Origin of the sequence: Bacteroides bouchesdurhonensis (genome assembly GCF_900155865.1) — a bacterium.
In the GTDB taxonomy this organism is placed as follows: Bacteria; Bacteroidota; Bacteroidia; order Bacteroidales; family Bacteroidaceae; genus Bacteroides; species Bacteroides bouchesdurhonensis.
The window spans coordinates 1,351,311-1,375,566 of sequence record NZ_LT707006.1; the positions used below are offsets into that span (position 1 = coordinate 1,351,311).

Annotated in this window: 18 protein-coding genes; 11 read left to right on the plus strand and 7 right to left on the minus strand. The window is 39.9% G+C overall.

Annotated features, from left to right (window positions below; translation table 11 throughout):
• The first annotated feature begins 38 nt into the window (after positions 1-38).
• Positions 39-1,325: an L-cysteine desulfidase family protein gene (locus CZ225_RS05455; protein WP_077155709.1), complete on the plus strand. Its 1,287-nt coding sequence runs from the start codon at positions 39-41 to the stop codon at positions 1,323-1,325.
• 67 nt (positions 1,326-1,392) lie between these two features.
• Here CZ225_RS05455 and CZ225_RS05460 read toward each other — a convergent pair whose 3' ends face one another.
• Together CZ225_RS05460 and CZ225_RS05465 are read right to left on the minus strand one after the other, a co-directional pair.
• Positions 1,393-4,068, minus strand: a complete 2,676-nt coding sequence (locus CZ225_RS05460) for a glycoside hydrolase family 2 TIM barrel-domain containing protein (protein WP_077153271.1) — start codon at positions 4,066-4,068, stop codon at positions 1,393-1,395.
• A gap of 174 nt (positions 4,069-4,242) precedes the next feature.
• A complete protein-coding gene (locus CZ225_RS05465) occupies positions 4,243-4,830 on the minus strand; it encodes an FKBP-type peptidyl-prolyl cis-trans isomerase (RefSeq protein WP_077153272.1) in 588 nt (195 codons plus the stop codon).
• 470 nt (positions 4,831-5,300) lie between these two features.
• Here CZ225_RS05465 and ilvD point away from each other — a divergent pair, with 470 nt between their 5' ends.
• The 5 genes from ilvD (at position 5,301) to ilvC (ending at position 11,426) form a co-directional block, all read left to right on the plus strand.
• Complete coding sequence (gene ilvD, locus CZ225_RS05470; protein WP_077153273.1) at positions 5,301-7,103, plus strand: dihydroxy-acid dehydratase; 1,803 nt, start codon at positions 5,301-5,303, stop codon at positions 7,101-7,103.
• A gap of 68 nt (positions 7,104-7,171) precedes the next feature.
• Positions 7,172-8,869 carry a biosynthetic-type acetolactate synthase large subunit gene (ilvB, locus tag CZ225_RS05475; protein WP_077155710.1) on the plus strand — a complete coding sequence of 566 codons (1,698 nt, stop codon included), beginning with the start codon at positions 7,172-7,174 and terminating at the stop codon, positions 8,867-8,869.
• 31 nt (positions 8,870-8,900) lie between these two features.
• Entirely contained in the window at positions 8,901-9,461 is a 561-nt protein-coding gene (ilvN, locus tag CZ225_RS05480; protein WP_077153274.1) for an acetolactate synthase small subunit, read from the plus strand.
• A complete protein-coding gene (locus CZ225_RS05485; RefSeq protein WP_077153275.1) occupies positions 9,461-10,204 on the plus strand; it encodes an acyl-[acyl-carrier-protein] thioesterase in 744 nt (247 codons plus the stop codon). The genes ilvN and CZ225_RS05485 overlap by 1 nt, the downstream gene beginning before the upstream one ends.
• Before the next feature lie 178 nt (positions 10,205-10,382).
• On the plus strand, positions 10,383-11,426 hold the full coding sequence (gene ilvC, locus CZ225_RS05490; protein ID WP_077153276.1) for a ketol-acid reductoisomerase: 1,044 nt from the start codon (positions 10,383-10,385) through the stop codon (positions 11,424-11,426).
• A gap of 318 nt (positions 11,427-11,744) precedes the next feature.
• Here ilvC and CZ225_RS05495 read toward each other — a convergent pair whose 3' ends face one another.
• From CZ225_RS05495 to CZ225_RS05505, 3 genes are all read right to left on the minus strand, one after another.
• Complete coding sequence (locus CZ225_RS05495) at positions 11,745-12,698, minus strand: hypothetical protein (RefSeq protein WP_077153277.1); 954 nt, start codon at positions 12,696-12,698, stop codon at positions 11,745-11,747.
• A 226-nt stretch (positions 12,699-12,924) separates the two neighbouring features.
• Positions 12,925-13,164: a DUF6734 family protein gene (locus tag CZ225_RS05500; RefSeq protein ID WP_077153278.1), complete on the minus strand. Its 240-nt coding sequence runs from the start codon at positions 13,162-13,164 to the stop codon at positions 12,925-12,927.
• A 216-nt stretch (positions 13,165-13,380) separates the two neighbouring features.
• The gene (locus CZ225_RS05505) at positions 13,381-15,363 is read right to left on the minus strand and encodes an AAA domain-containing protein (protein ID WP_129585746.1); all 1,983 of its coding nucleotides are present in this window, start codon (positions 15,361-15,363) and stop codon (positions 13,381-13,383) included.
• 54 nt (positions 15,364-15,417) lie between these two features.
• Here CZ225_RS05505 and CZ225_RS05510 point away from each other — a divergent pair, with 54 nt between their 5' ends.
• From CZ225_RS05510 to CZ225_RS05530, 4 genes are all read left to right on the plus strand, one after another.
• A complete protein-coding gene (locus CZ225_RS05510) occupies positions 15,418-17,661 on the plus strand; it encodes an aconitate hydratase (protein ID WP_077153279.1) in 2,244 nt (747 codons plus the stop codon).
• 4 nt (positions 17,662-17,665) lie between these two features.
• On the plus strand, positions 17,666-18,856 hold the full coding sequence (gene icd, locus CZ225_RS05515; protein ID WP_077155712.1) for an NADP-dependent isocitrate dehydrogenase: 1,191 nt from the start codon (positions 17,666-17,668) through the stop codon (positions 18,854-18,856).
• A 28-nt stretch (positions 18,857-18,884) separates the two neighbouring features.
• Entirely contained in the window at positions 18,885-20,228 is a 1,344-nt protein-coding gene (locus CZ225_RS05520; protein ID WP_077153280.1) for a citrate/2-methylcitrate synthase, read from the plus strand.
• Positions 20,229-20,939: 711 nt separating this feature from the next.
• On the plus strand, positions 20,940-21,935 hold the full coding sequence (locus CZ225_RS05530; RefSeq protein WP_077153281.1) for a 6-bladed beta-propeller: 996 nt from the start codon (positions 20,940-20,942) through the stop codon (positions 21,933-21,935).
• A 7-nt stretch (positions 21,936-21,942) separates the two neighbouring features.
• On the opposite strand, the gene CZ225_RS24220 is transcribed toward CZ225_RS05530, so the two are convergent.
• Positions 21,943-22,284 (minus strand): transposase, encoded by a 342-nt coding sequence (locus tag CZ225_RS24220; protein WP_234983001.1) that lies wholly within the window; start codon positions 22,282-22,284, stop codon positions 21,943-21,945.
• 5 nt (positions 22,285-22,289) lie between these two features.
• Positions 22,290-22,556: a hypothetical protein gene (locus tag CZ225_RS24225; RefSeq protein ID WP_234983002.1), complete on the minus strand. Its 267-nt coding sequence runs from the start codon at positions 22,554-22,556 to the stop codon at positions 22,290-22,292.
• Positions 22,557-22,924: 368 nt separating this feature from the next.
• Here CZ225_RS24225 and CZ225_RS05540 point away from each other — a divergent pair, with 368 nt between their 5' ends.
• On the plus strand, positions 22,925-24,019 hold the full coding sequence (locus tag CZ225_RS05540) for a 6-bladed beta-propeller (RefSeq protein WP_077153282.1): 1,095 nt from the start codon (positions 22,925-22,927) through the stop codon (positions 24,017-24,019).
• The last annotated feature ends 237 nt before the right edge of the window (positions 24,020-24,256 follow it).

Here is a 24,256-nt window from a genome sequence, read left to right on the forward strand (position 1 = left end):
GTTTTCCTACTTTTGTGGGAACTAAATCTATGTTATTTATGATTGAATCAGAAAGGAAACAAATCATCGGTTTAATAAAAAGAGAAGTCGTTCCGGCAATAGGCTGTACTGAACCAATCGCTGTAGCACTTTGTGTTGCCAAGGCTGCTGAAACTTTAGGAGTGCAGCCTGAAAAAGTCGAGGTACTGTTAAGTGCTAATATATTAAAGAATGCAATGGGAGTCGGTATTCCCGGAACAGACATGGTCGGACTTCCGATAGCAATTGCTTTAGGAGCTTTGATCGGAAAATCGGAATATCAGCTGGAAGTTTTAAAGGATTGCACTCCGGAAGCTGTAGAGCAGGGAAAACAGTTTATTGGGGAAAAGCGGATTTGTATTTCTTTGAAAGAGGATATTACTGAGAAATTATATATAGAAGTCATTTGTAAGGCAGCTGATAGAATAGCGAAAGCCGTCATTGCGGGAGGTCATACTACCTTTGTTTATATAGCAACCGACAATAAAACTCTGCTCGACAAACGGCAAATAACCAATGAAGAGGATGAAGAAGAATTGCTAGAGTTAAATCTACGTAAAGTCTATGATTTTGCTTTGACAGCTCCTCTGGATGAAATCCGTTTTATTCTTGATACTGCCCGTTTGAATAAAGCTGCCGCCGAACAGTCTTTTGCCGGTAATTATGGACACTCTTTGGGAAAAATGCTTCGCGGAACATATGAACATAAAGTGATGGGAGATAGTATTTTCTCTCATATTCTTTCCTATACTTCCGGTGCTTGTGACGCCCGAATGGCAGGTGCAATGATTCCGGTTATGAGTAACTCCGGCAGTGGTAACCAAGGAATTTCTGCCACTCTTCCTGTTGTAATCTTTGCCGAAGAGAACCATAAGACAGAAGAAGAATTAATTCGTGCTTTAATATTAAGTCATCTTACTGTTATCTATATCAAGCAAAGTCTTGGGCGTCTGTCCGCTTTATGTGGTTGTGTTGTAGCTGCTACAGGTTCCAGTTGTGGAATTACCTGGCTGATGGGAGGTAATTATAATCAGGTTGCTTTTGCCGTTCAAAACATGATCGCTAACTTGACTGGTATGATTTGTGACGGAGCAAAACCTAGTTGTGCTCTAAAAGTAACTACGGGAGTATCAACTGCTGTATTATCCGCTATGATGGCAATGGAAAACCGTTATGTTACTTCTGTTGAAGGAATTATTGACGAAGATGTAGATCAAAGTATTCGTAACTTGACTCGAATTGGTTCGCAAGCGATGAATGAAACGGATAAAATGGTTCTTGATATTATGACACACAAGGGGTGTTGATATTACTAAAAAGAGGGCAAACGATTGTGCAAATGACTCAATGTCTGTCCTCTTTGTTGATGGACCGTTATTTTTTCTCACCAAAATCAGCTTGCTGTTGTTCCACCTCTTTTAGCTTTTGTGCATTTTGTTCTTTTAGCAGGCGTTCTTGCTCCAGTTCTTTTGCCGACTTGGCAACTGATTCCCCGAAAAAAGAATCATTTTCCATTGGAATTAAAGCAGCTTCTTTTTCTGCATAAATCATTGGAAGAACAGTAGGCTTACTTTCTAATTCAATTACCGCACTAGCTGGCATTTGCGAACCTTCAAACAATACGCTGGCTGTTACTTTTATTTTTCCAGGTTTTAGTGTGGATTGTATCAGCACAGGAGCTGTTCCCCATTTAACCGGAGCCGGATTGGCGAGGACATTTGCTCCTCCCAGTATCCTTCCTTCGCCTTCTACATGAAATTTTATATAATCGTTGTTGAGATGTTTGATATTGCCATTATTATCCGCTATAGCAGCTACTACCGTTACGAAGTCAGAACCATCAGCTTTTAAGTCTGTTCCCTCGTTATCTATCCAAAGTAATAGTTTGGAAGGACGGAGGCTTGGACATACTTTGTGTGTGGCAACTACTTTGCCGTCTATGATTCCTTCGGCCAGTAAAAATACGTTGTCTTGCTGCTTTTTTTCCATAGACATTTCTTTATTTATCATAAAATCATATACATCTTTAAATGTAATGATGGGTGAAGGTAATCCTTCCTGGTTAGCTGGTTTATGATAAGTCCATGTTTTCCCATCTTTATTATAGGTGAGCCTCACTTCGTCGCAATTAGAAAAGACAGTAACATCTTTGGGGGAGAATGGAGTCATTTCATGAGCGATGTAAATCATTGGGCCGGTTTCAAATAGACAGTCTTGCTTTTCGGGTGAGCGTTGCGCCTTAAACATATAATAAGAATATTTAGGTTGGCGGAATACATCCATCAATCCGCCGTAAAACGGGTCGGGATGATAACCACGTTGGTGATCAAAGGAATGCCAAAGACAACCACCGACATGTTGGCGTGGGGTGCGGTAGAGTACATCATAACAAGTATATGGATAGCTGGGAGCAGCATAATGCTGTGCTTGGATAAGCATAGCTTGTTCTCCCCAATTACGTGCTACACGACTTGGGGAGTTATGTGCGTTCCAGTCGTCTACATTGTCTCCCCATTCACGAGTAAAATAGGTGATTTTCGGATCTAAGTTTTTAATAGCCCATTTCTTGTCTGCATTGGCAGGATGAGTAAAAAGCACCGGATAGACTTCATGTCCCCTAGCTTCGCTGTCGCAACCGGAATAGCAATACGGATAAGGATATTCTTGATTGACTACGTCCAGTGTATTTTTGGCGAAGTCTGCCGGATACCAAGTTTCATTTAAAATGGGCTCCCATAGCCATACACAAGGATGGTTACGGTCCCTGCGTACTAAATTTCGGATATCATTATAGACGCGTTCTGCAAATATAGGGGCGTCATTCCAAAACTGCCAACCCGGCGTATTGACAATAACAAATAATCCTAGTTCATCACAGGCATCCATAAAAGCCGGATCTTGCGGACAATGTGCATTACGGATAACCTTCAGTCCGGCATCTCGTAATTTCTTGGCATCACGCCAATGAATGCTGTTAGGTACAGCATTACCTACTACGGCAAAGTCCTGGTGGCGGTTAGCACCTATCAGAGGACTTTCATAAGGCTTTCCGTTGAGCCAGAAACCGTCTTTCCCTCTAAATTCAATACTGCGAATACCTATACGGCGGCGATATCCATCTACTACTTTACCATTATGGTCGCGGATACGGACAAACAGATTATATAAAGTAGGTGTTTCCGGACTCCAGAGCATGGGAGTTTTGACTGTGACTTTATCTTTGGACGTTACGGCTTTGCCGGGAAGAATTTGAATTTTGTCATTAAGGAAAGCAACCTGTTGCCCATTCGGCTGCTGTAGTTCGTATTCCACTACTCCGTTGAATTTCTTTTGGCTGTCATTACGTACTTGTGTGCTGAGTAAGATTTCGGCAGAAGTATCCGATACCTTATCATAAGCAATGAAAAGACCTCCTCCGGCTGTTTCGTTCTCAAAATTGGGGTCAGTGATAAAGATCTGATTATGGGCGATGAGCCAGCAGTCGCGGTAGATACCACCGAAATAAGTATAATCTAATACATCTTGTGCTTTTCCGGGAGGATAATAGGGATCATTACTGTTGTCGGCCCATACAGCGACAACATTATCTGTATCCCAGTTCAGAGCGTTGGTAACATCGACTATTATAGGAAGATAACCACCGAAATGCTCGGTAAGTAGTTTACCATTGACAAAGACTTTACTTTTCCCCATGATTGCTTCAAAATGTAGGAAGAGCTTTTTGCCTTTCCATGTCTTGTTAGGGGTAAAATGCTTGCGATACCAAACTTCACCTTGGTAATTGATACAACCGCTAGCCTCAGTTGGCAAATATTCAATGCCATTGGGCAAAGAAACAACAGGCCATTTTTCATCATTAAAGTCCGGAGCCTCTGCTCCTGTAACTGTACCTTTGTGGAAGCGCCATGCTGGGTTCATGGAAAATACTTCACGACCTGTATTTTTCAATTGATAAAATCCGGCTGTCGAGAATTCGGGTTGGTGAGCCGCTGATAAATGGCAGGAGACGGACAATAGTATAATGAGGTAGAAGAAAATGTTTTGTTTCATGGCTTTTCAGTATGATTAGTATTATTAAGTTCTGCGTAAAATGAAGAAGAGAGCGTGTTGAAACTCTCATAAATTTAAAATCACCCTTGCTACAACTATTTGTGGCGAGGGTGATTTCGTTGAAAGGGGAGGTTTTACACATCCCCTTTATACTTCTTTTATCTTCTTCTTTGCTTAATGGCAATGTCCGCCTTCGCAACCACAGTCGTCACCACATTCATGGTCGCCACAACCACCGCCACAGCTATCGCATCCGCAGCCACCTTCGCCGCTCATGGACTTTATTAATTCTTGAATTTCTTCGTTAGTAGCAGGACGGCTTTCGATTACTTCACCTTCGAAGATCAAAGCAGCACCAGCTAGTGGGTGGTTAAGGTCTACAACCACTACATCGGGTTTGATTTCTACTACGCTAGCGTTTACACGTTGTCCTTCTGAAGTCATCAAAGGCACAATATTCCCTTCTTTTACACGTTCGTTGTCAAACTTACCATCAATTTCGAAGATGTTTTTAGGAAGATCGATAACGTGTTGCTCATCGTACTCGCCATAAGCTTTTTCGGCAGGAATGGTAAAATTGAATTTATCACCTGTCGAAAGGCCGGTTACCTGGTTTTCAAAGTCCTCAAGTGTTGCGCCTAGCCCGGAGATAAATTGGAAAGGATGTTCTGCTTTAGCTTCTTCGAACAATTCTTTTTCTCCGTCTTCCATTGTATATAGTTTGTATGCAACGGTAATGTACTTGTTTTCTGCTGTTTCCATTTAATTTTTTATTTCTGATTAATAAATTCCGGTATTCCGAAAGAACAAAGATACGTACTTTATTTGGTTGAACCGGATGCAAAGGTAGTAAATTTCAGATTATTAAGCGAAATGTTAAAAACGAACACTTATATATTCTTGTGATTAATAGCGGGAATTCAATCTTTAAGTGATAAAATAGGACTTATATTCGTGCTTTTCTTACGATTATTCGCTTTTTTGTGTTTTTTTTATTCGATTTGTTTGGTGGTAAGAAAAAAGCCCTTACCTTTGCATCACGAAAATGAAAAGAAGTTATGAATATGTTACATACATCTATTAACCTAGCAGTTCTGCATATTATTCGCGTCGTGGTGGTCCCATCAAGAGCGTGAGAAAGGTTTTATGTATGTATTCGTACTATAAAAGATAAAATTTGGAGCCTTTCTCACTATTGTGAGGAAGGCTTTTTAATTAAAAGAAATATTGAAATGAAAAAGCAATTACGCAGTTCGTTTAGTACGCAGGGACGCCGCATGGCAGGAGCCCGTGCATTATGGGCAGCCAATGGCATGAAGAAAAGTCAGATGGGGAAGCCTATTATAGCTATCGTTAATTCATTTACACAGTTTGTTCCGGGACACGTGCATCTGCATGAGATCGGTCAGTATGTGAAAACTGAAATTGAGAAGCTAGGATGTTTTGCTGCGGAATTCAATACAATAGCCATTGATGATGGTATCGCTATGGGGCATGATGGTATGCTTTATTCACTTCCTTCACGTGATATTATTGCTGATAGCGTAGAATATATGGTCAATGCACACAAAGCGGATGCTATGGTATGTATCAGCAACTGTGATAAGATAACTCCGGGAATGTTGATGGCAGCTATGAGACTGAATATTCCTACGGTATTCGTTTCCGGTGGTCCGATGGAAGCCGGTGAATGGAAAGGGCAGCATTTGGACTTAATTGATGCAATGATTAAGTCGGCAGATTCAAGTGTAAGTGATGAGGTAGTGGAACAGATTGAACAAAGTGCTTGCCCGACTTGCGGTTCTTGTTCGGGAATGTTTACGGCTAACTCCATGAACTGCCTGAATGAAGCAATTGGCCTGGCATTGCCGGGTAATGGGACGATTGTTGCCACTCATGAGAATCGTACTGAGCTTTTCAAAGACGCGGCAAAGTTGATCGTGGAGAATGCAATGAAATATTATGAAGAGGGGGATGAAAGTGTACTTCCACGCAGCATTGCAACTCGGCAGGCTTTCTTGAATGCAATGACATTGGACATTGCGATGGGTGGTTCAACCAATACAGTTCTTCACTTATTGGCAGTAGCTCACGAAGCTGGTGTAAATTTCACTATGGATGATATTGATATGTTATCTCGCAAAACTCCTTGTTTATGTAAGGTAGCTCCGAATACTCAGAAATACCATATCCAGGATGTGAATCGTGCCGGTGGTATCATTGCTATTATGGATGAACTGGCAAAAGGAGGTTTAGTGGATACTTCAGTTTGTCGTGTAGATGGAATGTCTTTGGCGGAAGCTATTGATGAATACTCCATCATGAGTTCGAATGTAAACGAAAAAGCAATTAAGAAATATTCGAGTGCGGCAGGAAATAAGTTTAACTTGGTTCTGGGCTCACAGGATACATATTATAAGGAATTGGATAAAGATCGTGCCAACGGTTGTATTCGTGATATTGAACATGCTTATAGCAAAGACGGAGGATTGGCGGTACTGAAAGGAAACATTGCTCAGGACGGTTGTGTAGTAAAAACCGCGGGAGTAGATGAAAGTATCTGGAAGTTTACAGGACCCGCAAAAGTTTTTGACTCGCAGGATGCTGCTTGCGAAGGTATCCTAAGTGGACGAGTCGTCAGCGGCGACGTTGTCGTCATCACGCACGAAGGTCCGAAGGGTGGTCCCGGTATGCAGGAAATGCTTTACCCGACTTCTTATATCAAATCCCGTCACTTAGGAAAAGAATGTGCCTTGATCACTGACGGACGTTTCAGCGGTGGAACTTCCGGACTGAGTATCGGACATATTTCTCCTGAAGCAGCTGCCGGAGGTAATATTGGAAAAATAGTGGATGGAGATATTATTGAAATCGACATTCCTGCCCGAACGATTAACGTGCGACTGACAGATGAAGAACTGGCTGCCCGCCCGATGACTCCTGTCACTCGCGATCGCTATGTGCCGAAGAGTCTGAAAGCATATGCCAGTATGGTAAGCTCTGCCGATAAAGGAGCGGTGAGATTAATCGATTGAGAATAATTAAAAGAATAAGTGCATTTGCCAATTAATGATTGGCTGGTATGCTACTACATTATATTATTATGAGTAAAGACTTAATAACAGGTGCGGAGGCGTTGATGCGTTCCTTAGAATATCAGGGGGTAGATACTATCTTTGGTTATCCGGGAGGTTCTATAATGCCGGTATTCGATGCTTTGTACGATCATCGAAAGAATTTAAATCATATATTAGTTCGTCATGAACAGGGAGCTGCACATGCAGCGCAAGGTTTTGCCCGCGTATCGGGAAAAGTAGGCGTTTGCTTGGTAACCAGTGGACCTGGTGCAACTAATACCATAACTGGTATTGCGGATGCAATGATCGACAGTACGCCGATTGTTGTAATAGCAGGACAGGTTGGAACAGGATTTTTGGGAACAGATGCTTTTCAGGAAGTAGATTTGGTAGGTATTACCCAACCTATTGCTAAATGGAGCTATCAGATTCGTCGTGCGGAAGACGTAGCGTGGGCAATAGCACGTGCTTTTTATATTGCGCGTAGTGGTCGTCCCGGTCCGGTAGTATTGGACTTTGCTAAGAATGCGCAAGTTGAAAAAACGAAATATGAACCTACGAATGAAGATTTTATCCGTAGCTACGTTCCGGTTCCCGACACTCATGAGGATTCTGTAAAAGAAGCTGCAGAACTTATTAATAACGCTCAACGTCCGCTAGTATTGGTAGGTCAAGGAGTAGAATTGGGTAATGCCCAACAAGAACTACGTACTTTTATTGAAAAAGCAGATATGCCTGCCGGATGTACTTTACTTGGACTTTCTGCTTTACCTACCGATCATCCTTTGAATAAAGGTATGTTGGGTATGCATGGAAATTTAGGTCCGAATATTAATACCAATAAGTGCGATGTATTGATTGCTGTTGGTATGCGCTTTGACGATCGTGTTACAGGAAACCTTGCTACTTATGCGAAACAGGCAAAAGTTATTCATTTCGATATTGATCCGGCGGAAGTAAATAAAAATGTGAAAGTGGATGTGGCTGTATTGGGAGATTGTAAAGAGACATTGGTAGCTGTAACCAATTTGCTGAAAAAGAAACAACATACTGCATGGATTGACAGCTTTAAAGAATATGAGCAGATTGAGGAAGAAAAGGTTATCCGCTTGGAACTTAATCCCCCTACTGGATCATTAAGTATGGGTGAGGTAGTACGTGCAGTTAGTGATGCTACCCGACATGAGGCAATTCTGGTAACTGATGTCGGCCAGAACCAAATGATCTCTGCTCGTTACTTTAAGTATACTAAAGAACGGAGTATAGTAACTTCGGGAGGACTTGGAACCATGGGATTTGGGCTTCCGGCAGCTATTGGAGCTACATTCGGCTGTCCTGACCGTACCGTATGTGTATTTATGGGAGACGGAGGACTTCAGATGAATATTCAGGAATTTGGAACCATAATGGAACAAAAGGCTCCAGTAAAAATGATCTGTTTGAATAATAACTATCTGGGTAATGTACGCCAATGGCAAGCGATGTTCTTTAATCGCCGTTATTCTTTTACACCGATGTTGAATCCTGATTATATGAAGATTGCATCTGCTTATGATATTCCTTCCAGACGGATTTTCACTCGTGAGGAATTAAAGGGAGCTATCAACGAAATGCTTGCGACCGATGGTCCTTTCTTACTAGAAGCTTGTGTGGTGGAAGAAGGAAATGTATTGCCAATGACCCCTCCGGGTGGTTCGGTAAACCAGATGCTATTGGAATGCTGAAAATAAATGAAGAATGAAGATTTAAAAAGTTATGGATAAAACATTATATACGATTATAGTTCATTCCGAAAATATAGCCGGATTACTGAATCAGGTAACAGCTGTATTTACTCGTCGACAGATAAATATTGAGAGTCTGAATGTTTCTGCTTCTTCAATAAAAGGGGTACATAAATACACGATTACAGCTTGGACAGATAAGGATACTATTGAGAAAGTGGTGAAACAGATTGAAAAGAAGATTGATGTTATTCAGGCTCATTACTTTACCGAAGATGAAATCTATTTTCATGAAATAGCTTTGTATAAAGTATCGACTCCTGCTTTTCAAGAGAATACGGAAGCATCGAAACTTATTCGCAAGTACAATGCACGTATTGTGGAAGTGAATCCGGTTTTCTCTATTGTAGAGAAAAATGGTATGAGTGAAGAGATTACTTCCCTCTATGGTGAGTTACGTGCTTTGGATTGTGTTTTGCAATTTGTCCGTTCCGGTCGTGTGGCTATTACGACAAGTTGTTTCGAACGGGTAAATGAATTTCTGGATGGACAGGAAGCAAAGTATAACCAAAGCAAGAAACAACAAGAATAATGAACGGAGAAAACAAAATAGGTACTTATAAGTTTGTAGCAGAACCTTTCCATGTAGATTTCAACGGTCGTCTGACAATGGGAGTATTGGGAAATCATTTGTTGAATTGTGCAGGTTTCCATGCTAGTGATCGGGGATTCGGAATTGCCACATTGAATGAGGATAATTATACATGGGTACTTTCGCGTTTGGCTATCGAGTTGGATGAGATGCCGTATCAGTATGAAGAGTTTACGGTTCAGACGTGGGTAGAGAATGTCTATCGTCTGTTTACGGATCGTAATTTCGCTGTCATCAATAAGGACGGAAAGAAAATCGGTTATGCTCGTTCCGTATGGGCGATGATTAATCTGAATACTCGTAAGCCAGCTGATTTGTTGGCATTGCATGGAGGGAGTATCGTAGACTATGTGTGCGATGAACCATGTCCGATAGAAAAACCTTCGCGTATTAAGGTGACTTCAACTGAGCCATCGGCCACAATAATGGCTAAATACAGTGATATTGATATAAATGGTCATGTAAACAGTATTCGCTATATCGAACATATTTTGGACTTGTTTCCAATTGAACTATATAAGACCAAACGTATTCGTCGTTTTGAAATGGCGTATGTGGCGGAAAGTTATTATGGAGATACACTTACTTTCTTTTGTGATGAAGCGAATGAAAATGAGTTTCATGTAGAAGTGAGAAAACATGGTAACGAGGTTGTTTGCCGTTCGAAGGTAGTATTTAAATAAAAGATTGAGATGAAGGAGTATCCTGAAGAATGGTCCGCTTCCGGAAAGAGGTGTAATAACATCTTCCAATTTAATATAGGTTGGACAGTAGGATTTTAGAAAGATTATAATTATTAATAACTCGCTCTTGCTTATCTCTTTGTGGAGGATAAAGGGAGCTTAAAAATTGAAAAAGAAAATGGCACAGTTGAATTTTGGCGGTGTTACAGAAAATGTAGTAACCCGTGAAGAATTTCCTTTGGAAAAGGCTCGTGAAGTATTGAAAAATGAAACAATTGCTGTAATCGGTTATGGTGTACAAGGTCCTGGTCAGGCATTGAATCTGCGTGACAATGGTTTCAACGTAATTGTAGGTCAGCGTCAAGGAAAAACATACGAAAAGGCAGTTGCAGACGGATGGGTTCCGGGTGAGACTTTGTTCAGCATTGAAGAGGCTTGTGATAAAGGTACAATTATCATGTGTCTGTTGTCTGATGCAGCTGTTATGTCTGTATGGCCGACTATCAAACCTTACCTGACTCCGGGTAAAGCACTTTATTTCTCTCATGGTTTTGCTATTACCTGGAGTGACCGCACAGGTGTAGTTCCTCCTAAAGACATTGATGTAATTATGGTGGCTCCTAAGGGTTCCGGTACTTCATTGCGCACTATGTTCCTTGAAGGTCGTGGATTAAACTCTTCTTACGCTATCTATCAGGATGCCACTGGTAAAGCTATGGACAGAACGATTGCATTAGGTATCGGTATCGGTTCGGGATATTTGTTTGAAACTACTTTTGTTCGTGAAGCTACTTCTGACTTAACAGGGGAGCGTGGTTCTTTAATGGGAGCTATCCAAGGATTACTGTTGGCACAATACGAAGTATTACGTGAAAATGGTCACACTCCTTCTGAAGCATTCAACGAAACAGTAGAAGAATTGACTCAGTCATTGATGCCATTGTTTGCAAAGAACGGTATGGATTGGATGTATGCAAACTGTTCTACTACTGCTCAGCGTGGTGCTCTTGACTGGATGGGCCCGTTCCACGATGCTATCAAACCGGTAGTTGAAAAACTGTATCACAGTGTAAAGACTGGTAATGAAGCACAGATTTCTATCGATAGCAACTCACAGCCTGATTATCGTGAAAAACTGAACGAAGAACTTCGTCAATTACGTGAAAGCGAAATGTGGCAGACTGCTGTTACTGTTCGTAAGCTTCGTCCGGAAAATAATTAATCCTAACACTGTATAAATAACAAGCGGGCATGTTGTTGGAAAAGGCTTGCTCGCTTGTTTTATGGTGTCATTGGTTCACGTATTTCTCACCGAAATAAGGACGATATATAAAGTAGTCATTCTTTTGATAGCTATTGTAGACTGTTTGAAGTTTTGGATCTTTTATATCCGATACTTCACACGAATTGTCACATCATAAAGGAAGTTTTTTCATAATAGATCATTTAATGTAAGTTTAATGGAATTGATATAGAATAAGAAACAAGGACTTTGATTCTCCGCATCCTAAATGGATGGTAATTTAACAAATTGACTATATCATTTTTTTGACCAATTTACAGCATTAGGAAAAAGCTTGTCGAGATCGATATCAACCACCATAAAGTGACTGTCTGCCATCTCATAGCCTGCATAGTAATAATGTGTACCTCGAAGAACTTCACCTTCCGGAGAAGGCAAATGACTCTCTTTGTCTATTTCATCATTCAATGCTTTCAAAGGCAACACATTAAAATACACATCACCAGTAATGGCGTGAGAGAATTGAACATCTCCGAAATTAGTTAGAATAAATTTATTCCCGAATCCAAAAAACAGATGCATGTCTCGGAAAATACCTTTATAATATATTGCCTTCATATCTTTATAGGACATTGGCTCGTAAGGTGTAGGTCTCATCATTTTTATGCTATACTCACGCTTCATTTCATCTGTCCATGCCAATTCCCCCTGATAATTGAAGAAACTTACTTTAAATTGAAGACTTTCCCAATAATGCGTCATTCTGGTTTCATCCGTTACACCTCGATCTCTGACTACAAAGTAATTCTCGTGCATCACGCCTTCGTCTATATCATTCGTTGCCAACTTCACATGGCGTACATCCCCCTTGCCGTTCTTGCTCAGAATGATAAGTTCATGCGTTTGGTCGTGCACAAGATAAAGGCTGTCACCACGCAGACGGAATAGACTGCGTTTAGTGTAAACGTCAGATACCTTGCGACGCCATTGCAATGTAGTACCCTTAAAACATGACACACGAAGCGGACAACCACCGGCAAAATAGAATGTACCCTTACCATCGGTGTCGAATCCGGAAAGAAACAGTTCATTGTTTTTAGGATTGTAGCGACAATCCACAGAATCTACGACACCTCTATACTTGAAGTCCCAATAGCTAATGGCGGGATAACGGTCGTTCACACGCTGTGCTGACAACGATGCAAGCGTAAAAAACAATAAAAACATAATCAAAAGATATTCCTTTTTCATAACTATCTTCGTTTTAATCTTATACAAAATTCGTGTACATTATATGAATATCCACAAAGCCCCAAATCAAATTAACGAGTTAACAAGATATTGTACAGAGCGACTTATCTACCTATCTAATGAATGGACGTTTATATTGTATTATCTTTACTTTTTTCTATAAACAGCAGGACATTCGAAAGTTTTGACCCAATACCTCATTAAATCACCGGTTTCACTGACACCGCTAGAGTGGACATGGCAAATCGTCATACTGAACCACTACATCCGTATAAGGCAGTTTCAACAACTTGATGAGGACTTTATAGCCATTGCTGTCTGTATAAAAGGATACATCATCATAGTTTTTACGCAGGCTTAGACAGCTTAGTGCCCATGACATCAGGTGATATTGCGGATGAGGCCATCCAAATCCGTTCTCCAATAACGATTTGTTTGCTGTCCAAAAGGTCTGTACGATTCTCATAATAATTAATTTAAGTCATTACAAATTAAAGTGTTTTTTACGATAAATGCAAACAGAAATTGCAAATATGGATATTATTGACAACAAACAGGATAATAAATTATGTTCTTAATCGAATCATTCTGTAATTCCTAAAGGTAAAAATATATTCGAAGTATAAAACATGATCGTAGAGAAAGTGTAGTGACTTAAGCGTATCTCTGCTTTTATCCATTTTTAGTGGACAGTAGTGTTCGTTAGAGACAGATCAGAGGACGAAAGCTTGATATATTCCATTAACTTCTTATAGAACGAGTGTTGCGTCAGCGTGGCAGCATCCCCTAAAATGACTAATTTCATACGTGCTCGTGTGATGGCGACATTCATTCGTCGTAAGTCATTCAAAAATCCGATTTGTCCATCCTCGTTAGCTCGTACTAGGCTGATAAATACCACATCCCGTTCCTGCCCTTGGAAACCATCGACGGTATTGACCGTAAGGAGGCTACGAAAAGGACGAAGGAAATTACTTCCCTTGATTCTACTTCTCAGGTATTGAACCTGTGCTTTGTATGGAGAAATTAGTCCAAAGTCTATTCGTTCATCTAAGATCCTTTGTTTGCCTATCCGGTTGATGTACACTTCCAATTCTTGCAGTAACAGATTGGCTTCTTGTTTATTGATTCTTCCGAAACTTTCTCCTACAAATTCCTCATGGAAGTCCATCTCTGATGTGTCAATCCAACTCATGGGAGTATCATAGTCTAGTATTCCTCTATGACGTATTTCAGGAGCAGCCTCCAGTTCTCCATGGTAAAACCATTCGGAAGGAAAACGCATGATGTCTTCATGCATCCGATACTGTACTTTAAGTAAAGAGACGGCAGATGGTTTTTGTGCTACTATTTTTTCCATTAACGTATGGGCGAGTCCTCCACGAGCAGCTTCAATACACTTGATAGTGGGAGGAAGTTGGCAATGATCTCCGGCAAGAATAACCCGGTCGGCCTTACGAATGGCAATCCAACAAGCAACTTCGATTGCTTGGGCAGCTTCGTCAATAAATAAAGTAGGGAAACGTCGCCCATTAAGCAAACGGTGATTACTACTGACTAAAGTAGAAGCAATTACTCGTGAACTGTCGAATAGATCAGCATTGATTTGGATCTCCAATTCTGTAGCACGATCGCGTAGACGACTCATACGGCTACGAATGCCTTCCCGTTCGGAATAACTTCCTCGTCGCATTCGGCTACCCATTTCCCGGATAGATTTTCGGATACCCCAAAGTTCGGGGTAAGCAGGATGATTCTCAAAACGGCGTTCGTAAGTAAATGACAACATCTTGTCATTTACTCTCGTAGGATTACCAATACGGAGTACAGGTATACCACGATCCACTAATTTCTCACTGATCCAATCTACGGCAGTATTGCTTTGGGCACAAACTAACACTTGCGGTTCGCGATGCAACGTTTCGTAGATAGCTTCAACAAGTGTTGTCGTTTTTCCGGTTCCCGGAGGACCATGTACAATAGCAACATCTCGTGCACATAAAACTTTATTGACAGCTGACTCCTGCGTGCTATTTAGCCATGGAAAACGAACTGGATATAACTCACGAAATCCGGTTTTGGAAGTACCTAATAAAATATCGCGTAGTTCGGCAAGGCGATTACCTTTGGCACGAAGTACATCTTCCAATGCTTCAAACATACATCGATAAGACGTCTCGTCAAAGTAAAGTTGTACGCCCAGTACATCGTCCGTTTGAAGCTCTAGCAGTGCACCTGCTCCGGGAAGAACAACGACCATTCGTTCTTCATCCGCATAACTGACGGTTGCGATGAAATTCATATATTTCACTTTTCCATCGAATGATTGGCGGAAAAAACATACGGGACGGCCAAACTCAAAAGAATGTTCTATTTCTTTGTTTTCGATTCGTGTAATATCTATTACAAGTTGATTCAGAGAATTGTAGTAACTTCGACCGGGAGAAGCAGGATACCAGCAAAGACCGCGTTTTACTTTGCGGGCAACCCCCATCGTTTCGGTCTGCCGCTTAAACTCCTCCTTCTCATATTCATACTCCATTCGTAGGAGGAGTTGCTGTTGTTGAAGGTCCATTATCGGACTTTTCGGATTATTATTCATAATAGATGCAAAGGTAACAAATCTTCTACAGGAAGCGAAAATATATTTCAATTTGTTAAACAATCAAGGAGCTTCGTTCGTTATTTTTATAGTTGGATTTAAAAAAGATAAAAGCATATGGTGTATGATTTGAATATGATAGAGGCTTTCTATTCTGCCTATAAATGGAAGATAGAACACGTACGGGCTGCATTGAAACGCCCTTTGACATTGGCTGAGAAGATTTTATATGCTCATTTGTATCATGCGAATGATATAAAAAATTATGAGCGGGGAGAAGATTATGTAGATTTCCGTCCCGACCGGGTGGCTATGCAGGACGCTACTGCTCAGATGGCTTTACTTCAATTTATGAATGCGGGAAAAGAACATGTTGCCGTGCCTTCGACTGTGCATTGTGATCATTTGATACAGGCGTATAAAGGAGCGAAAGAAGATATAGCCACTGCTACCAAGACAAATGCGGAAGTATATGATTTCTTGCGGGATGTCTCTTCCCGTTATGGCATTGGCTTCTGGCAACCGGGTGCGGGAATCATTCACCAAGTAGTACTTGAGAATTATGCTTTTCCCGGTGGAATGATGGTAGGGACAGATTCTCATACACCGAATGCCGGAGGTTTAGGTATGGTAGCTATTGGTGTAGGAGGTGCTGATGCTGTGGATGTAATGACGGGTATGGAGTGGGAACTGAAAATGCCGAAACTGATTGGTGTAAAACTAACTGGTGAATTGAACGGATGGACTTCTCCGAAAGACGTTATTCTGAAGTTAGCGGGTATTTTGACCGTTAAAGGAGGTACCAATGCTATTATCGAATATTTTGGTCCGGGAGCTGCTTCACTATCGGCTACGGGTAAAGCAACAATTTGTAATATGGGAGCTGAAGTGGGAGCTACTACTTCGCTTTTCCCTTATGATGAGCGAATGGTAACCTATCTGGAAGCTACCGGAAGGAAACGTGTCGTTGAAATGGCTGAATACGTTGCTGATGATTTGCGTGCAGATGAAGAAGTGATCAATAATCCGGAGAAGTACTACGACCGGGTTATCGAAATGAATCTGACTGAATTGGAACCTTATATAAACGGACCTTTTACTCCGGACGCTGCAACTCCTATTTCCGAGTTTGCAGAGAAAGTATTATTGAATGGGTATCCCCGCAAGATGGAAGTGGGATTGATTGGCTCCTGTACCAATTCATCTTATCAGGATCTGAGTCGTGCTGCTTCTTTAGCAGAACAAGTTGCCGAGAAGAACCTGAGTGTAGCTGCGCCTTTAATTGTCAATCCGGGATCGGAACAGATTCGTGCAACGGCTGAGCGGGACGGAATGATTGAGATATTCGAGAAGATAGGTGCTACGATTATGGCAAATGCTTGCGGACCTTGTATTGGACAATGGAAACGCCATACGGACGATCCTACCCGTAAGAACTCCATCGTCACCTCATTCAACCGTAACTTTGCCAAACGTGCTGACGGTAATCCCAATACTTATGCCTTCGTAGCTTCTCCGGAACTGACTATGGCATTGACTATTGCCGGAGATCTTTGTTTCAATCCGCTGAAAGACCGATTGGTCAATCATGATGGAGAAAAAGTGAAACTATCTGAACCGGTAGGAAAGGAGCTTCCGCCTAACGGGTTTGCTAAGGGTAATCAAGGATATATACCTCCTGCCGGAGCAACTGTGGAAATTACGGTAGATCCGAAATCACAGCGTCTACAATTACTGGCTCCTTTTCCTGCCTGGGATGGAAGCGACTTGCTTAATATGCCGTTGCTGATCAAAACTCAGGGAAAGTGTACCACTGACCATATTTCTATGGCAGGACCATGGCTTCGTTTTCGCGGACATTTGGAAAATATCTCGGATAATATGTTGATGGGAGCAGTCAATGCTTTTAATGGTGAAACGAATAAAGTGTGGAATCGTTCGACTAATACTTATGGAACTGTCTCTGGTACTGCTAAGATGTATAAGTCCGAAAACATACCTTCGATTGTAGTAGCGGAAGAAAATTATGGAGAAGGTTCCAGTCGTGAACATGCAGCTATGGAACCACGTTTCTTGAATGTCCGTGTTATTCTCGCTAAGAGTTTTGCTCGCATTCACGAAACAAACCTGAAGAAACAGGGAATGCTTGCCATTACTTTTATAGATAAAGCAGATTATGACAAGATACAGGAACATGACCTTATTTCCGTAACAGGATTGGTAAATTTTGCACCGGGACGTAACCTGACACTCGTTCTTCATCATGAAGATGGGACAAAAGAAAGTTTTGAAGTACAACATACCTATAATGAACAGCAGATTGCATGGTTCCGTGCCGGCTCTGCTTTAAATGCAAGATAAAAAGATGAGCAAAATAACCATGCAGGAAAATGGTACGTTATTGGTTCCCGATGTACCTACCGTACCTTATATTACAGGGGATGGAGTAGGAGCGGAGATTACTCCCTCTATGCAGGCCGTAGTGGATGCAGCAGTACAGAAAGCCTATGGAGGCAAGTGCCGCATCGAATGGAAAGAAGTTTTGGCCGGAGAGCGTGCATTCAACGCTATCGGTTCATGGTTGCCCGACGAAACGATGGCAGCATTTAATGAATTTCTGGTAGGCATCAAAGGTCCGCTGACTACTCCGGTCGGTGGGGGAATTCGTTCACTAAATGTAGCTTTGCGTCAAACACTGGATTTATATGTATGCCTTCGTCCGGTTCGATGGTATCAAGGAGTACAATCTCCGGTGAAAGCTCCGGAAAAAGTAAACATGTGTGTCTTCCGTGAGAATACCGAAGATATCTATGCCGGAATTGAATGGGAAGCCGGTACACCGGAAGCTAAAAAGTTCTATCAGTTCCTGAAGGATGATATGGGAGTGACAAAGGTCCGTTTCCCGGAAACCTCTTCGTTTGGAGTGAAACCCGTTTCAAAGGAGGGTACGGAACGTCTTGTACGTGCAGCTTGCCAGTATGCACTCGATCATCACTTACCTTCTGTGACTTTGGTACACAAAGGAAATATTATGAAATTTACCGAAGGAGGTTTTAAGAAGTGGGGATATGAGTTGGCACAGCGTGAGTTTGCCGATGCTTTGGCGGACGGACGCTTGGAAATAAAAGATTGTATTGCTGATGCCTTTTTGCAAAATACACTGCTGATCCCTGAAGAATATTCAGTAATAGCCACATTGAATCTGAATGGAGATTATGTTTCCGATCAATTGGCTGCAATGGTGGGAGGTATTGGAATTGCTCCGGGAGCAAATATCAATTACAAGACAGGACATGCTATTTTTGAGGCAACTCATGGAACTGCTCCCAATATTGCCGGAAAAGACGTAGTAAATCCATGTTCCATTATACTTTCGGCAGTAATGATGCTTGAGTATTTTGGCTGGAAAGAAGCAGCGGTATTGATAGAAAAGGCTTTAGAAGAGAGCTTTTTGGAGGCTCGTGCTACTCACGACCTGGCTCGTTTCATGTCGGGAGGAACTTCTTTGACTACCTCAGCTTTTACTCGTGAAATAGTAGAAAGAATTGAAAAATAAGAAATAACGATCAAAAACGAAGAATATCATGAAGAAAGAGTATTTGATTTACAAACTTTCCGAGGAGATGAAGGAAGCTACCCGGATCGATAACGATTTGTTTCCCAAGTATGATGTAAAGCGGGGATTGCGTAATGAAGACGGCACAGGTGTGTTGGTAGGATTGACTAAGATTGGTAATGTAGTAGGTTATGAGCGTATTCCAGGGGGAGGGTTAAAGCCTATTCCCGGCAAATTATTCTATCGTAATTATGATGTGGAAGATATATCCCATGCCATCATCAAAGAAAAACGTTTTGGTTTCGAAGAAGTTGCTTACCTTTTACTGTCCGGTCGTCTGCCCGATAAGGAGGAATTGGCTTCCTTCTCTGAATTGGTCAATGATAATATGCCATTGGAACAAAAGACCAAAATGAATATCATCGAGCTGGAAGGAAACAATATCATGAATATTCTTTCTCGCAGTGTGCTGGAGATGTATCGCTTCGATCCGAATGCAGATGATACTTCACGTGATAATCTGATGCGTCAAAGTATTGAATTGATTTCAAAGTTCCCAACTATAATCGCGTATGCTTTTAACATGCTTCGTCATGCAACACATGGTCGTTCCCTGCATATTCGTCATCCACAGGAGAAACTCTCGATAGCGGAAAACTTCCTTTACATGCTGAAGAAAGATTATACAGAGTTGGATGCGCGGACTTTGGATTTACTACTGATTCTTCAGGCAGAACATGGTGGTGGTAATAACTCTACATTTACTGTTCGTGTCACTTCTTCTACTGGAACAGACACCTATTCGGCTATTGCAGCAGGTATTGGTTCGCTGAAAGGTCCGCTTCATGGAGGAGCTAACATTCAAGTAGCCGATATGTTCCATCATTTGCAGGAGAATATCAAAGATTGGACAAGTGTGGATGAGATAGATACTTATTTTACCCGTATGTTGAACAAAGAAGTATACAACAAGTCTGGATTGATCTATGGTATCGGTCATGCTGTTTATACGATTTCCGATCCTCGTGCTCTTTTACTGAAAGAACTGGCGCGTGATCTGGCACGTGAAAAAGGTAAAGAAGAAGAGTTTGCTTTCCTTGAACTGTTGGAGGAACGTGCAATCGCTACTTTCGGCCGTATTAAAAATAACGGGAAAACAGTATCGAGCAACATTGATTTCTATTCCGGTTTTGTATACGAAATGATCGGATTGCCGCAAGAGATATTTACTCCTCTTTTTGCTATGGCTCGTATTGTTGGTTGGTGTGCGCATCGCAATGAAGAATTGAATTTTGAAGGTAAGCGCATTATTCGTCCGGCATATAAGAATGTTTTGGAAGGAGCTCCTTACATTCCTATCAAGAAGCGTTAATAGATTGGGTGAAACTGTCTGAAAATAGAAAAACAAGCTTTTCAACTCCTACAATAGAAAAAAAGCATAATCCTCTATCAACCTATCACCGATGCTCTGAATCCATTTATTCATCGGTGTTTCAGGTGGTGATAGGTTGATAAATAACCTATCACCCAATCTATCACCTATCACCTTCTTCCTACTTATTCTTTCTCTGATGTAGTAACCTATACTGCTTTTCTTCCAAAGTCTTAATGGATAAATTCTTCTCCATTAAGACTAAACTTCTTTTCCTTTAATAGTAAAGTTGTCCTCTGTTTGATATAAACTATAAATGGAACTTTTGTTTTTATAAACGCAAGTTCCATTTATAAAAACGCAAGTTGCATTTATACAATCAGAACTTGCAGTTATAGATTGTTCTTTGGCAAAAAGAACTTTTCTATTAGAGAAGAATAAGTTTACTATTAATGGAGAGGAACTTATCTATTAATACTTTAAAAGGAAAGTAGCTGATAATGTACGTCTACTTGATATATCAGTCAGAAATGGTTGAAAGGTAGATAGACAGAAAAGTAAATATATAACCATATTACGAACATATAATCAAGAAGGTTGGTATCGCAAATATCTGTTTATAATATTATTGCTTTTGTATCGATTAACAATGTTTATTGATATATATATCATATATTTGTATGCATAATTCTTATCTTAAAATTTAATATTATGAAGGTAGCTAATGTGTCGTTATATGTTTGTGCAATTCTGGTTATATTTAATATCATATCCTGTAAAGAAGAAAAGAAGCTTGCAGAACTTAAATGTTCTCTATTTTCTTCTTTTACGACTTATCCTGATTCAACATTCTTTAAAGGTATATCATGCTTGTTTTTTGAAGAAAACAAACTTTATATGTTTGATCCGTCAAGGGCTGATGTTGCTGTTTTAGATATTGATAGAGATACTTTCTATACTATTGGTAAATTCGGAGAAGGTCCTAAAGAAGTGGTGTCACCAACAGGTTTTTATGTACAGAAAGACACTGTTTATATTTCAGATGCTGGCGCAATGGCTTTGAAACTTTATGATGGGAAAGGATTTATAGAATCTGTGTCAGTCCCAACATGTAATGAGTTCCGTTTCTTTATAGATAATGATACTGTTTATGCAACAACGATGACAGATAGTTCATGTTATGTTAAGACGGCAATAAATTGGGATCGTGTGAATAATAATGATATACAATTTTGTGGGGATGTATTTACTATGACAGAAGATGCAGATATGAATATGTTACGTAATCAACGTCATTTAGTAAAAGGTAAAGATTGTTTGTATACTATATGTCCAAGTTATCCTGTAGTAGAAAAATATGATTTGCATAAAAACAAACTACTTGCTTCTTGTGATCTGTCAGATATTGGTGTTATTAAAGATAATTTATCTTATATAAAACAGAAGAATACATCCCCTAGAAGCTTTTTCACCTATTTATGTGATGCTTATTGGGATGAAGGTAAATTGTATCTGTTGTGTGCTACTTGGGAAAAAGGATATAGAGTAAATACTATCATAATTTTAAACTCGGATTTAACTCCATTTTATATTTGTCATTTACCTGGTAAAATATATAATACAATTTGTGCTAATAAAAATTATATTTATGCAATGAATTATGAGCAGTGTGCTATGGAAATATATAAGATTAATGAGCCTTTTTAGAGCCTGTTTAAATTTTATTCAATATCATCCTAATGGCTGCTAGTTTTACCATTTCCTCTGCCGAATGGAATGCCAATTCATAGTTTCGGCAGAGCCTTCTATAGTTGTCAAACCATGCAAATGGCCTTTCCACCATCCATCTTTTTCCAATTGGTTTAAAGACATTAACCTTATCTCCGCTTACCACAACTTCAAGGATATATCCGAAAACTGTTTTTATTTTGTCTGCTATTTCCCCACGATAACCAGCATCAGCTAATATGATTTTGATATTGCAACAAAGCTCTCTGAGATACCTTGCTAATAAATATGCCGCTTTACTATCATGTACGCGGGCTATTGTGACCATCACAGCTAGTAGGAAACCATTCTTAGAACTACTACATGACGTTTAACTCCTTTTATTTTCTTATTCCCATCAATGCCGCTGAGAGAACGATTATTACCCCAACGTACACTTTGACTATCCGTAATACCCAGGCTAGCTTCTGCTTTTTGTCCCATTTGAACACGCACCTTCTCTCGTAGGTTATTCAATAACAAATCAAATTCACCCAAAGAGCACCATTTGCGATAATAATAGTAAACCAACTTCCACGGAGCATAACCAGAAGGAAGCATACGCTATTGGCACTTTGTTTTCACTAGGTAGAAGATTGCATTCCATATCTCACGCAAATCATATTTTCGCTCCCTTTCTTGCAAGTTCAAGATTTTCTTGATAACTTGCCACTGTGTTTCTTCTAAATCCGTACAATACATAATTATTTCAAGTGTGGTAACTAAAAATAATCATTTTGGAGGAAAGAAGAAATACTCTTTTTATTTCAAACTACTAAATTTAAACAGGCTCATAGATTTATATTAATTATATCACATAGGTGTTTGGTCTTTTAAATAAAACTATGTGTATCTATAGTGCAAAACGAGAGTCTAAACTCCTATGTGTGAATATTAATAATATAATAATGTCTTAACATATATCAATCATGAAACATATAAGTATTATTTTTCTTCTTATTCTACTATTTTCATGTACGTCTCGCGATAAGAGTAATAATGAAGGAATAACATACACTATTAAATTAGCTGATAACCAAAAAACAGATTTGAAATACTCTGATATCATTGATGTTCAGAAATGGATTGCACTCGATACTCTCAATGAATGCATTATTGGAGACGTTGCAAAGATAGAAGATTTTAATAAGGAGTATTACGTTCTTGATAAAACTATTCAGAAATGTGTGCTTGTATTTGATGAGCACGGAAAGTATTTGCGACGCATAGGGAAGTGTGGCCAGGGACCTGGAGAATATGTACAAATTTACGACTTTACCATAAATAAAAAGACTGGTTGTATAGTTATACTTACTGGACTATCAAAGGTCTATTTATACAGTTTAGAAGGAGAATTTAAAATGTCTAAACAAGTGAGTAAATCCTTGTTGTGGAATATTGCAAGTAATGATTGTGGATACTTAATGTCATCCAATCATAATACATATACTGAGGGTGAGAATGCCTATCTGTTATATGCTTTTGACAGTGATTTTAACCTCACAGGCAGATGGGTACATGTCCTTCCAGAACAGATGCCTACTCTGCCTTTACTATCTTCTACACTGCAAACAGTTGGAAATGAAGTATACTGTTGCGATACTTTTACCAATTCTATTTATACCTATAATTGTGATGTTGATAGTGTCATTAAAAAATATAATATACTCTTTTCTGTACCGATGCCCGATCACATTTTTGCTAATGTTATGGATTTCATGGAGAAACAGCGTGACTATGACTTTATTAGTGAGGTGGTCATAAATGAAGATAATATGTTGCTTGGCTATATTCATCAAGGACGTTATAATCTTGCGATCATTGGTTCTGATGGCTCTATAGTAAGAAATGGTCAATATTCAGGTCATTTCCCTAAAACATTCCATGGTAGTAATAAAGAACTTTTGTCTCCTATTTCAGCAGACGAATACTTGACATATTGGGAAAAGCTTCCTGTAACTCATTATAATGGTATAATATCTCCTGAAAGCAACTTTATGATACTTAAGTGGACTATGAAATAACTTTTATGTAGTTCGGCTATTAGTCTTCTGGATACTGTCGAGAGAAATATGGCTTTCCAGTAGATTCTATCCTGGCTTTCAGGTCTATGTTATCTATTAACGTTGTTTCAAGCTCTAGTTATGTATGTGTTCTCTACATAAATTATGCATATACAGCAAAACCAACTTCGTTTGTAATGAAACGGTCGGTTTCGCTGTATATTTGCTGGATGTTTCTAATTGTCGAACGGGGAGTTT